Below are 12,619 nucleotides of genomic sequence, written 5' to 3' on the forward strand. Positions count from 1 at the left end.
CATCTGAAAATGCTCAGATCCCTGAAAGCTTCGTTCGATGGCCCTTCGGGTGGGGCCGGATGCCGGAACCAGCCCCACCCGAAGGCGTTTCTCAACCGCCGACCACGGTTTCGAGTTGGTCCCTGCCGTTCACGGCACCCGCCCAGAGCCGTACCTCACGGACGTGTCCGGGCAGGAAGTGACCCCAGTTGGTCGCACTGAACCCTTTGCCGATCGCGAAGTTGTCTGCTCCGACGAGTGCGGTGTAGGACTTGTCATCGTCGTTCTGGGAGAGCCCCACGTAGAGACGAATGACCGGCCCGGCCTCGGAAAGCGCGTCGAAAACGCCGGTCAACCGGACTGGAGCACCCAGAACCGCCTCTTCGTCGGAACTGGCCCAGGTGGTCGTGCCGTCCTTGTTGACACGTCCGAACTTCCAGAATCCGACGGGCACGATGCGCTCGTTCCCGTCGTCGTCCAGCTCCGTCCTCGTACCCGTGAGCTGGAACCACAGGCCCCAGGAGGAGCCGTCGACCGTGCGCTGACCGGTGACCTGGGCCACGTAACCCGACGGCTTCGTCAGCAACTTCGCCGGGTCCAACTGAACGCCGGTCGTGACGGTGAACGAGCCGCTGTCGTCGACCACAGGGCCGGCCGTCGTGGCGGCGTCGTCCGAACCGTCGAGGACGATGGCTTCCCCGTCGAGAGCCGCCCCTCCGGCCAGGGACAGAGCGCGTCCGTATCCGGAAGCTGTGTCGGCGATGGTGGTACCGGTTGCACCTTCGGCGTTCCAGTTGGCAACCAGCTCGACGCTCTCAAGGCCAGTGGCGGCGGACAGGGTGCGGGCCTCCTTGGCCACTTCAGCTGGTTGGAGGGCACGCTGCCAGACTGCGACCTCGTCGAGGCTGCCGTCGAGGTTGAACCGCGAGGATCCAGATTCCTGCGAGCGGCCAAACTGCATCGGGCCTTTCGCCGACCATGCAGACGTCTGCGTTGAAGTGCCGTGCAGCACGCCGTTGACATACAGACACAGGCGCTTGGCGACTGGGTCGTAGCTACCGGCCACATGCGTCCACACGCCTACCTGCGCCGGAACCTTTGACTTGTTCCCCCAGTACATCGTGCCGTCGTCCGCATCTGTCGTTTTCACGCCGAAGTACCAGCTGTCGAGGTCCTTCGAATACGACAGCCAGAATGGACTGTTCCTTGTCCCGTCCTGCGATACCAGAGCCATATGACGGCTCTTGCTGTCCAGTCGCACCCAAGCCGCAACCGTGTAGGCGGAGCGTGTCTCAAGTACGGGCCCGGCCGTGGCGGCATAGCCCGACGTACCGTTCAGCTTCAGGCCCTTGTCCGTTCTGGGTTCGACGAGCGGCTCCCCCAGATCGTCGTGCCAGACTTCCCCCCGGCGCCCACGATCGTCCCGCACCGCTCCTGCCGAGAGCGTCGCGCTGTCCTGGTTCTGCGCGACGGTCGTCGACGAGTCGACCGCCACACCGCTGTCCTCGTCGAAGTGCCACCGCCCCACAGGCCCGTCGCCCTCCTTGACCAGGAAGCTCACGATCTGCGAGGCACCAGGTCGTCCAGCCGTGTCCGTGGCGCGCACCTCGAGGTAGTACGTGCCGGCCTCCGGTGGGGCGATCTCCACCGACGTCTTCGTACTCGCGGATGACCAGCTCTTGTCCGTGGACCACTTGTACTGGTACGTCGCAATATTCGTGTCGCCGGCGGCCGGGGCGAACGTGAAGGTGCCCTTGACGCCGGGGCCGCCTGCGGGGGTGCAGGTCGCTGCACACAGGGTGTAGACGGAGGCGGCGTTCACGGTCGGAGGCTTCGGCGCGGTCTTGTCGACCTTGAAGTAGCACACCACGCTGCCCGGAGAGGTCAGCCAGTTGCTGAAGTCGGGCCAGTACGAGCGCGTCCATGCCTGGATGCGGTAGAGCGGCCCCTCCTCCAGGGTGTGCGGTACCGAAGCCGGCGCCACCCCGCCCGTACCGAGGTGCCCTGCCGTGGGGTACACGAAGTCCGGCAGCGCGCTCCAGGTCGAGCCGGTCTGCTTCTCCACCTTGAATCTGGCCCGGAGCTTCGCGCCCGGTGAGCCACCGACCATGGTGCGAACAGTCGCCGACGCCTGTGGCGTGGGGTCCGTCACGATGCCAGGAGCGCCGATCTCGGTCGAGCAGGACAGACCCTTGCCCGTGAGGAAGCCGAACGGCGTCGGGTAGTTCGGCTTTCCGATGTAGTCGACCACGAGTGTGCCGTCGTTCTTGAACCGCTTCCACGCGCTCGGGTCGCCCTCGTCGTGGGCACGCAGCATCAGCGTGAGGCGGTCGAACCTGCCCGCCGCGAAGTTGCGTACCGTCGCCGTGAGATTCTCGTTCGACTCCTCCGGGTTGTCGGTGAAGTCAATTGGCGCATCCGGGGAGTCCGGGTCGCACAGCGAGCCGCGGCCCGCGGAGATGTTGCGGTCGACCATCAGATCCAGTTCGCCGGGCCGACTGGACCACGTGGTGGACGACGAGATGGGGTTGGTGCGCACCAGATCGACCCAGCGTGGGTCGCACTGGAAGGCCCAGGGCTCGGTCACCCGGAACGTCGCGCCCAGGATGTGTTTGCCTACGAGATTGTTGGGCGCGAACTCGTAGTACAGCCTCTGCACATAACCAGGCCCGCAGTAGTAGCCGCCCCAGGTGCCGCACTTGCCGACGCCTTTGCCGCGCTCACCGCCGTCATCGTCCTGGTTGTCGAAGTTGTAGAGGCGGTAGCCGTCCGAGCGCAGAAGGATTCGTTCCGCCTCGCCCCAGGAGACCTCGGGATCGATGAAGAGCGGGAAGTCGGAAGCGTCGGCCTCCTTGAGCATCTCCTCGTCGGGGACCAGACTGATCGCGCTCTTGCCCACGTGAATGGGCAGTGCGGCGGTCTCGTCCCCCGGGCGCGGCTCATCGGGATTACCGACGTCCGGTTCGGCCACGTGCCGCGCAGCGCCCGACTCCACTCGGCCGGTCTTCGAGCCCGTCGCCTGCCCTGCCCTGGCCCCACCTGCCGCGCCTCCGGAAGAGTTCCACATCAGCGCCGGCGGAGCCGCGAACACCTCCGTCGCGTTGGTGTCCACAGCCGAGATGCCTCCGCCGTCGGTCGGCGACACCTTGAGCCCTTCGGCCTTCACCGCGAAGGTGATCTTCCTGAGTTCCGGTGCCGCGGCGGCCTCCGGCGTCTTCACCACGAGCACCTCGCGGAAGCCCTCCACGGTGGCCGTCATCCGCAGATCGACGTCAGGAAGGACGTTCGGGTACGTCACGCTGTCGCCGTCGAGAGTGGGTCGGGGCAGTGGGCCGGGCCAGCCGAGGGCCAGGGAGCGACCCTCCCGCGCGATCTTCACGAGCCCTGCCCCGTCGCCACCGTTGGAGAACGTCAGGGCGACGGCCGCGGCTTTCGGCGCGATCGTTCCGTCGGGCCGCTTCTCCAGGGTGGCGTCCGGCTCGACCCAGGCGCCGTCGCGGGACTTCACACGGACGGGAACGACCGAATGCTCCAGTCGGAAGGTGGCGCCATCGGGGTTCGCGTAGGTGGTCCCGAACTCCGTCCGGTCCCCGGCGATCTCGACACGCTTGCCGGTCCTCGCAGCTTGAGCGAGCGCCCGCTCCGCCTCACTGCTGGGCGAGGGGGCGGCGGCCTGCGCGGAGTTCTCCGCAGCCAGTGCCGGCACTCCGGTACACGCCAGCACCGTCGCCAGAGTGAGCACCATGGATCTTCGGCGCCATCGGCGCATGCGGAATACGGACACTGCTCGCCACCCCCCGGGAGAACACATGTTCTTAAGCGGTCCGCATGCTTTCGGTTACTACGCGTACGCGTCAACGGATTTGAGGCGGTTGAGGTCTGCGCGTCGTGAGGGAGTGGCTGATTCTCCCTGGAGGCACCCGTGTGATCACTGGGCAATCGGCGCAACTGCGCTTTCCGGAATGGCCGAAACTGATCGGGGTCTCGGAGCGGAGAACACAACGGCGCCGCGCCCCAAGGGACGCGGCGCCGTCACGAACGAACGGGTGGTTACTTCTCCTGCTGCTTCCGCCAGCGGATGCCCGCCTCCAGGAAGCCGTCGATCTCGCCGTCGAGCACCGACTGCGGGTTGCCGACCTCGAACTCCGTCCGCAGGTCCTTGACCATCTGGTACGGGTGGAGGACGTACGACCGCATCTGGTTGCCCCAGGAGTTGCCGCCGTCGCCCTTGAGGGCGTCCATCTTGGCCTGCTCCTCCTGGCGGCGGCGCTCGAGGAGCTTCGCCTGGAGGACGTTCATCGCGCTCGCCTTGTTCTGGATCTGGGAGCGCTCGTTCTGGCAGGAGACCACGATGCCGGTCGGGATGTGGGTGATGCGGACCGCGGAGTCCGTCGTGTTGACGCCCTGGCCGCCCGGGCCGGAGGCGCGGTAGACGTCCACGCGCAGCTCGGACTCGTCGATCTCGACGTGGTCGGACTGCTCGACGACGGGAAGGACCTCGACGCCCGCGAAGGACGTCTGACGGCGGCCCTGGTTGTCGAACGGGGAGATGCGGACCAGGCGGTGCGTGCCCTGCTCGACCGACAGCGTGCCGTAGGCGTACGGCGCCTTCACCACGAAGGTGGTCGACTTGATGCCGGCCTCCTCCGCGTACGAGGTCTCGTAGACCTCCGTGCCGTAGCCGTGGCGCTCGGCCCAGCGCATGTACATGCGCTGGAGCTGCTCGGCGAAGTCGGCGGCGTCCACGCCACCGGCCTCGGCCCGGATGTTGACGAGCGCCTCGCGCTCGTCGTACTCGCCGGAGAGGAGCGTGCGGACCTCCATCTCGTCCAGCGCCTTGCGGACGGCCTCCAGCTCGGCCTCGGCCTCCGCGCGGGTGTCCGGGTCGTCCTCGGTCTCGGCGAGCTCGAAGAGCACCTCGAGGTCGTCGATCCGCCCGCGGAGCGCCTCCGCCTTGCGGACCTCGGCCTGCAGGTGCGAGAGCTTGCTGGTGATCTTCTGCGCCGCCTCGGGGTCGTCCCAGAGGGACGGCGCCGCCGCCTGCTCCTCGAGCACGGCGATGTCTGCCCTCATCCTGTCGAGGTCCAGGACGGCCTCGATCGACCCCATGGTCGAGGAGAGGGACTTCAGCTCTTCGGATACATCGACGACTGCCACGCGTCCAAGGGTAACGGCATCGCGCGACACGCCCGCCGCGCCCGTGGACGTCCGGCCGTCCGGCGGCGCCCTCCGGCCCCGGGGAAGGGGGTTCTAGGGGTGGGCCGGGGCCGACTGCTTCGAGTCCTCTGGGGGTGCGGAGGTGTCGTCCCCGCTCGTCGCGAGCCAGCCGCCGACACCGGCCGCCGCGGCCAGCACCAGGGCCGCGACGCCCAGCGTGATCCGGCGTCTGCGGACGGCCTCCGCCTTGTGCCGGGCGGAGCCGGGGCGGCGCTGGCCCGGTGTGCGCGGGGCGCGGGCCGTGCCGCGTGCGCCGCCCGCCAGCTCGTCGGGGCCGGGGACGCGCATGGACGTGTGGGTGTCACGGTTGGAGTCCGTGGCCGAGCCGCGGACCAGCGGGACGGCCCCGCGGCGGCGCGGTTCGGCCGGGTGCGCCGCGTACTCGGGCTCCTCGTACGACTCGGCCGGCTCGACGTCCGGCTCGTCCACGTCCAGCGGGGCCATTCCCGCCAGCAGGGGCAGCAGGTCGTGCAGCCGCGCCGCCAGCTCGGAGGCGCGCAGCCGGGAGGCCGGGGCCTTGGCCAGGCACTGGACGATCAGCTGCCACAGCTCGTCCGGGATGCCGGGGAGCGGGACGACGGTCTCCGTGACATGGCGGCGCAGCACGGCGCCCGGGTGCCCGCCGCCGAACGGGGTGAAGCCGGCGAGCAGCTCGTACAGCACGGTCGCGAGGGCGTAGATGTCCACGGCGGCGCGCGGCGGCAGGCCCTCGACGATCTCCGGGGCCAGGTAGTCCGGCGTGCCGATGATCTTGGTGGCCTTGGTGCGGCGGGGCGTGTCGATGAGCTTGGCGACGCCGAAGTCGGTGAGCAGGGCGGGGTGGGCCCCGCCGGGGCCGAGCGGGCCCTCCATGTCCAGCAGGATGTTCTCCGGCTTGACGTCCCGGTGGACGACGCCGGCCGCATGGGCGGCTGCCAGTCCCTCGGCGACGTCCGCGACGATCGCGACGGCGGCCGCGGGGGCGAGGCGGCGCTCCCGGTCGAGCCGGGTCCGCAGATCGGTGCCGCGGACCAGGTCCATGACGAGGGCCAGGTCGTTGCCGTCGACGACGAGGTCGCGCACGCCGACGACGCGGGGGTGGTCGAGTCCGAGGAGGGCCGTGCGCTCCTGGACGAAGCGCCCGACCAGTTCCTGGTCGGAGGCGAGGTCCTCGCGCAACAGCTTGACGGCGACGGGGCCCTCGGGCCCCTCGCCGAGCCACACCGTGCCCGCACTGCCCCGGCCCAGGATCTGATGGGCCGTGTACCGGCTGCCGATATTCCGTGCCAAGACTGCTCCCTCAGCGGCTGGCGTTGCCCATCAAACTACGCGGGTGTCGGGGTGCCTCGTGCCCCGGATGGCGCCAACCGTCACTTCTGCGGGGCTTTTTCCCCCGCAGAAGTCGACATAACGACAGAGTGATCGCGCGCTGCGGGCGCTACTGGCCCGCGCCGGCTCCCGATCCGGTTCCGGTTCCGGGGTCGGGCGTGCTGCCGCCCAGTTCCGAGATCCAGTCCGACACGCTCGACACGGCGTCGCCGATGGCCTGCCAGTAGCTCTTGCCCTGGGCGATCCAGTCCTGGAGCGGCGTCAGCTCCCAGATCAGCCAGCCCGCCACGAAGAACAGGACCAGCGTGAACAGGCAGCCCTTGAGGCAGCCGAGGCCCGGGATGCGCATCGGGTTGGAGCTCCGCTGCCGGGGCGGGCGGGGCTCGCGCGGCGGGCGCTGGGCCGGCTGCCGGGGCGGCGGCTGCTGTGGCGGCGCGTTCCGGCGCTGGGGCTGCGGCGCGTACTGCTGCTGCGGCGGAGGGGCGTACGGCTGCGGCTGCTGCGGACGCCTGCCCTGCTGCTGGTAGGGCTGGGGCTGTTGCTGCTGCGGCGCCGGGCGGCGCTGCGGACGGCGGCGCAGGGGGTCCTGGCTCGGGTCGAGGTACTGGACCTGGGTCTGCTCGTTGCGGTCCCGGGCCGCCTGCAGCTGGGACTGCCACGGGTGCGGTCCGTCGGCCTGCGGAGGGCCGTCGGGGCGCGGGGGCACGGGCGGCATCATGGCGGTCGGGTCCCCCGCCGCGCCGCGCGGCAGCACGCTGGTCGGGTCCGCGGCACCCGCGGGGCCGGACGGCAGCACGCTGGTCGCGGCGTTCGGGTCGTACGAGCCGTCGCCCTGGCGGAAGGAGGCGGCGTTGCTCGGCAGCACCTGGGTGGGGTCGGCCGCTCCCGGCATGCCGGGGACGGTGGCCGGCGAGGGATCGGGCGCGAGCAGGGCGCCCACGCCCTCCGCCGCCTCGATCTGCGCGGGCGTGGAGTGCACTCCGATGCCCGCGGCGACGACGCGCAGGCCGCGGGCCAGGTTCTCGGCGCTGGGCCGCTCGCCCGGCTCCTTGCGCAGACAGCGCTCGATGACCGTCCACAGCGGGCCGGGGACGGTGGAGGGGCGCCGGGGCTCCTCGCTGAGGTGGCGGTGGAGCACCTCGAGCGCGGTGCCGCCGGCGAACGGCGGGCGGCCGGTGACCAGCTCGTACAGCATGATCCCGGCACCGTAGACGTCCACGGCGGACGTCTGCGGGCGGCCCTCGGCGGACTCGGGCGCGACGTACGCGGGGGTGCCGACGAACTCGTGGGTGCGGGTCAGGCCCGGGGAGTCGGCGAGGCGTGCGATGCCGAAGTCGGTGAGCATCGGGTGCATCTCGCCGTTGCGCTCCGCGAGCAGCACGTTGGCCGGCTTGAGGTCGCGGTGGACCACGCCGTCGTCGTGGCTGGAGGCGAGCGCGTCCGCGATCTGGGCGGTGAGCAGGGAGGCCGCGACCGGGCTGAACGGCCCGTTGTCGCGGATGTAGCGGTGGAGGTCGGGGCCGTCGACGAGATCCATGACCAGCGCCAGGACGTCGCCCTCCACGACCAGGTCGCGGGTGCGCACGATGTTCGGGTGCGTGAGCCGGAGGAGGACGGACCGCTCGCGCAGGAAGCGCATGACGACGTCCGCGTCGTTCGCGAGCTCCTCCTTGAGGACCTTGATCGCGACGGTCTCTCCGGGCTGGCCGGGCACGGCCGCCTCGGCGCCCGCGGTCTCGCGCTGGCGGGCTCGCCAGACGGTGCCCGTGGCGCCGCGGCCGAGCGGCTCCTCGAGCAGGTACTTGCTCCCTACCGGCCGCACGTCACTCCCTGCTGATCGTCGGTGGAACGTCGTTCCTCATGGTTCCGCTTCCCCGGTCCATGGTTGGCTCCGTCCGGGTGTCCGACCCACTGTAGTGCCGCCGATCGGGTCACCGGAGTGATCAGCGGATCGGCGGTTAAGACGCCCGGAACGCCCCCATGGTTGCCGAACGGCCGCGCGCCGGGCGGCAGAGGCGATCCCAAGCAGGAACTTTTGGGTCCAGAGCCGACCAATCAAGATCACTTGGGGGTGGGCCCCGGGCGCGTCGTCCGTGACGGATGCGAGGATGCCTCCAGCACGCAGCCGTGGGCCGGGAGAGCCCCCGGCCGTGCCGACCTGCCGGGTGGGGGGAATCACAGGGCGGCTCCCCTGCCGGGCACCCCGCGCAGAAGGGACCGCTGACGGCGATGCAGATCCGGCTGACCGTCCTCGCGCCGCGCAGCGGCCAGTCCTCGCAGGTCGCCCCGCGCGCCTGCGACGTGCTCGTCACGGCCCCCGCGGGTACGGCGCTGGCGGCGGTCGCCTCGGCGCTGGCCGCGACCGTTTCGGGGCCGGAGGCGCCGTCGTCCGGGACGGTCGTGCTCTACGCGGGCCGGGAGCGGCTCGACGCCCAGCGGTGCGCGCTCGGCGAGCCGCCGCTCGTCGACGGGGCGGTGCTGTCGCTCCAGACACCGGGCGAGGACGAGGCGGCGGACCACGAGGGGGCTGCGGCGCGGACGCAGCTCCATGTGATCGCCGGGCCGGACGCGGGCGGCGTCCATCTGCTGCACGAGGGCCGCATCCGGATCGGGCGCTCGGCGGAGGCCGACGTGCCGCTCGACGACCCGGACGTCTCGCGGCTGCACTGCGAGGTCACGGTCGCGGAGGACGGCGGCGTCACGGTGGCGGACCTCGGTTCCACGAACGGCACGACCCTGGACGGCACGGACGTCGGCCGGCGGCCGGTCCGGCTGGGCCCGGGCGCGCTGCTGCGCATCGGCGAGTCCACGCTCCGGCTGGCGGCCACGCCGACTGCCGTGAGTTCCGCCTCCCCCGTTTCCCCCGTCCCCGGTTCCGTTTCCGGCCCGTCGGCCCATGGTTCCGGCCCCGCGGCTGCCGGGTCCCCCGCTCAGGGCGCCCCGGTCCGGGCCCGTCCGACGACGGCGCCGGACGGGGAGGGCCACCTGCGGGTGCGCCGTCCCGCGCCCGATCCCGGTCCTGCCGGTGACCGCGCGGACCGGGTCCCGTCCTGGGCCCGTGAGCGTGAGGCGCCCGAGGACCGGGAGCAGGCTCGCGGGGCGGCCCGGCCGCCGGCCCCGCCCCACGACGAGGACCCCCTCTTCCACGGGCGGGCGGACGGGCGGGGACCGGCGTCCACGGCCGGGGCCCGGGGCGGTCACGGCGGTACCGGAGGGTGGCCGGTGATCCCGGACCCGCGTGGTGCGGGGGTTGCCGGCCGCCCCGCGGGCGCCTCGCCCACCGCGTACGCGCCCGGCGCCACCGGTCCGGGCGGCCCGGGTACGGGCGACGCACGGCGGGACCGCACCGGACCGCGCGGCGGGCACGCGCCGGCGGACCCGGCCACCGCCGAGGGCGGCGCCCACGGCCGCGTCGGCACGTCTCCGTACGGCGGACCTCCGGCGACGGACGCCGGTGGCGGCTCCGGCGACGGCCGCTTCGGCGCCGGGGGCCGGGACCCGTACGGCGTCGAACGGACGGGACACGGCGGGCACGGCGCGGACGCCCACGACTCCGCCACCCGAGGCACCACGGACAGCACCGACCCCGCGCACGAACCCCGCAACGGGGCCCGGGCCTTCGCACGCGACCGGGAAGGTGCACGGTCGGGTGGCTCCGCCGCCGGCCGTCCGCGCGTCGCCGACGGGGCCACCACGCACGGCACGGGAGTGGCGGACGGCCTCGGGCCGGCCGTGGGCGGTGCCGAGGACGCGGACGCGGGGCGGGGAGGGCGGCGCAGGCGCGGGATAGGCGCCTGGGCGAGGCGGCTCGCCGGGGGCCGGGAGGAGCCCGGCGCCCCGGAGGAGGGCGACGAGACCCCGGCCGGACCCACCGAGCCCACCGCCGAGACCTGGCCCGATCCCGCCGCCGTACTGCTCACCGCCCTCGGGCCGGGACCGCGGCTGTGGGAGCGCGACGCCGGCCATCCCGAATCCCTCGTCGTCCGCCTCGGCACGGCCGACCGCGCGGACACGTCCGCCGTGCCCGTCACCGTCGGCCTGCGCGAGGCGGGGTCCCTCGGGCTCGCCGGGCCACGGGCCCGGCTCATGGGGCTCGCCCGCTCCGTCGTCGCCCAGGCCGCCGCGCTCCATGCGCCCGCGGACCTGGAGATCGTGCTGATCAGCACCGACCGTGCCAGACCGCTGGAGGAGCGCCGGGAGTCGTGGAGCTGGCTCGGCTGGCTCCCGCATCTGCGGCCCGGGCACGGCCAGGACTGCCGGCTGCTCCTGGCCTACGACCGCGACCAGGCCACCGCCAGAACCGCCGAGCTGACCCGGCGGCTGGACGACGGGCCGCTCGGCACCGGCTGGCCGAGCGCGGAGCGCCGCGCGGTCGAACAGGCGGCGGCCCGCTACACGGGACCGCGCACGCTCGTCGTGCTCGACGGCGACCCCGGTTCCGCCGCTCTGCGCGAGACCACGGCACGCCTCGCGGGAGGCGGCGCGGCCGCCGGCATCCATCTGGTCTGCCTCGCCGAGACCCCGCCCGCCTCCCCGCTGTCCCCGGTGGCGGCGACGTACGAGGAGGCCTGCGCAGCGTCGCCGGCCTTCCGGGAGTGCGGTGCCGTCGGACTGCTCAGCGGCGATGTGGCGACGGCGCTGCGGCTGCTGCGCACGGCCGGGGGGCACCCGGCGGGCCATGGCACGGTCGCGGCGGTGGACGCGGTGTCGGCTGCCTGGGCCGAGCGGTTCGGCCGCGCCCTGGCTCCGCTGCTGGCCGACGGGGACGCCCCGGTGCACGGCCGGGCGGTGGCGGCGCCGCTGCCGCGGTCGGCGCGGCTGCTGGACGAGCTCGGCCTCGCCCGGGCCACCCCGGCGTCGCTGATGGCACGCTGGGCGTCGGCCGGCCCCGGTACGGCAGTGCTGGGCGCAGGCCCCCGGGGACCGGTCGCCGTCGACCTCGTCTCGGAGGACCCGCACCTGATCGTCGAAGGCCCGGCGGGCAGCGGACGCACGGAACTGCTCCGCGCGATCGCGGCCTCGCTGGCGGCGGGCGGACGGCCGGACCGGCTCGGGCTGCTGCTGGTGGACGGCGCGGGCGGCGAGCGGGGTGAGGGCCTGGGGGCGCTCACCGACCTTCCCCATGTCACCGAGCACCTCGTCGCCTCCGACCCCCTGCGGATGCGTGAGTTCGCCCAGGCGCTCGGCGCGGAGCTCAAGCGGCGGGCGGAGCTGCTGGGCCGGGAGGCGTTCGAGGAGTGGCACACGCGCCGCGAGGTCTCCGAGCGGCTGGTCGGCCAGCGCCCGCCGAGCGCCGCGGAGTCCCGGCCGGACGGGCGGGGCGATCTGGAGTCGCCGCCCAGCGGCACGCTCAGACTCCGCCCCTCCGGCGGCCGTGCGAGGGCGGAGGCCGTGGAGGCGGAGGCGCCCGGCCCGCTCCCCCGGCTCGTCGTCCTCGTCGACGACTACGACGCCCTGGTCGCCCCCGCGCTCGGCAGCCCGGGCCGCCCCGCGGCGGGCTCCGTCGTCAGGGCTCTGGAGGCGGTGGCCCGCGACGGGCAGCGCCTCGGCGTCCATCTGGTCGCGACGTCCGCCCGACCGGACCGCACGGCGGACACGGAGCTGGCCCGCAGCACCCGGCTGAGGGTGGTGCTGGACGCGCCGCCCGTGGCGCCCGGCCCGGAGGACCCGGCGCCCGGGCGCGGCAGGCTCGGACATCCGGACGGGAGGGTGACGCCCTTCCAGAGCGGCCGGGTGACGGGCCGTATCCCGCGGACGGCGACGCTGCGGCCCACGGTCGTGGAGCTGGCGTGGGAGCGGATGGGCGACCCGCCGGCCCGCCGGCCCGTGCGCGAACTGGGCAACGGGCCCACGGACCTGGCCCTGCTCGCCAGCGCCCTGGACCGTGCCGCCCGCTCCGTCGACGCCGTGCCGGTCCCGCCGCTCACCCCCGCCCGCCCCTGACTCCGGTGGCCCGCGGGGCGGGGCGAGGGGCACCACAACGGTCCTGACAGCACGTCACGACGCCATCACGATCACCCAGTTGACGGCGGAGGCGGTATTGCCTCGCTCCGCCCCCGGGCGTAGACCTGAGCGCACGGACGGAACGGGCGTGGCCTGCGTCACAGCTGCGCCC

General features: G+C 73.2%; 5 protein-coding genes. 1 reads left to right on the forward strand and 4 read right to left on the reverse strand.

The annotated features are described in order from the left end of the window. Positions 1-91 precede the first annotated feature (91 nt). The 4 genes from QRN89_RS13425 to QRN89_RS13440 all read right to left on the reverse strand — a co-directional run bounded on the left by QRN89_RS13425 (position 92) and on the right by QRN89_RS13440 (position 8,326). Positions 92-3,724, reverse strand: a complete 3,633-nt coding sequence (locus tag QRN89_RS13425; protein ID WP_290349600.1) for a laminin G domain-containing protein — start codon at positions 3,722-3,724, stop codon at positions 92-94. A gap of 305 nt (positions 3,725-4,029) precedes the next feature. Further along, the gene (gene prfB, locus QRN89_RS13430; RefSeq protein WP_290349601.1) at positions 4,030-5,136 is read right to left on the reverse strand and encodes a peptide chain release factor 2; all 1,107 of its coding nucleotides are present in this window, start codon (positions 5,134-5,136) and stop codon (positions 4,030-4,032) included. 93 nt (positions 5,137-5,229) lie between these two features. Then, complete coding sequence (locus tag QRN89_RS13435; protein ID WP_290349602.1) at positions 5,230-6,465, reverse strand: serine/threonine-protein kinase; 1,236 nt, start codon at positions 6,463-6,465, stop codon at positions 5,230-5,232. A 148-nt stretch (positions 6,466-6,613) separates the two neighbouring features. Next, positions 6,614-8,326, reverse strand: coding sequence for a serine/threonine-protein kinase (locus QRN89_RS13440; protein WP_290349603.1), 1,713 nt, complete (start codon positions 8,324-8,326; stop codon positions 6,614-6,616). 407 nt (positions 8,327-8,733) lie between these two features. Between QRN89_RS13440 and QRN89_RS13445 the strand changes: the two genes are divergently transcribed. Next, positions 8,734-12,447, forward strand: a complete 3,714-nt coding sequence (locus tag QRN89_RS13445; RefSeq protein ID WP_290349604.1) for an FHA domain-containing protein — start codon at positions 8,734-8,736, stop codon at positions 12,445-12,447. The last annotated feature ends 172 nt before the right edge of the window (positions 12,448-12,619 follow it).

This window comes from Streptomyces sp. HUAS CB01 (assembly GCF_030406905.1).
Classification (GTDB): domain Bacteria; phylum Actinomycetota; class Actinomycetes; order Streptomycetales; family Streptomycetaceae; genus Streptomyces; species Streptomyces chengbuensis.

Bases quoted from the DNA above. Each gene is read 5' to 3' on its own strand.
- QRN89_RS13425 (WP_290349600.1), bottom strand. From the start codon at position 3,724: ATGGTGCTCACTCTGGCGACGGTGCTGGCGTGTACCGGAGTGCCGGCA.
- QRN89_RS13445 (WP_290349604.1), top strand. From the start codon at position 8,734: ATGCAGATCCGGCTGACCGTCCTCGCGCCGCGCAGCGGCCAGTCCTCG.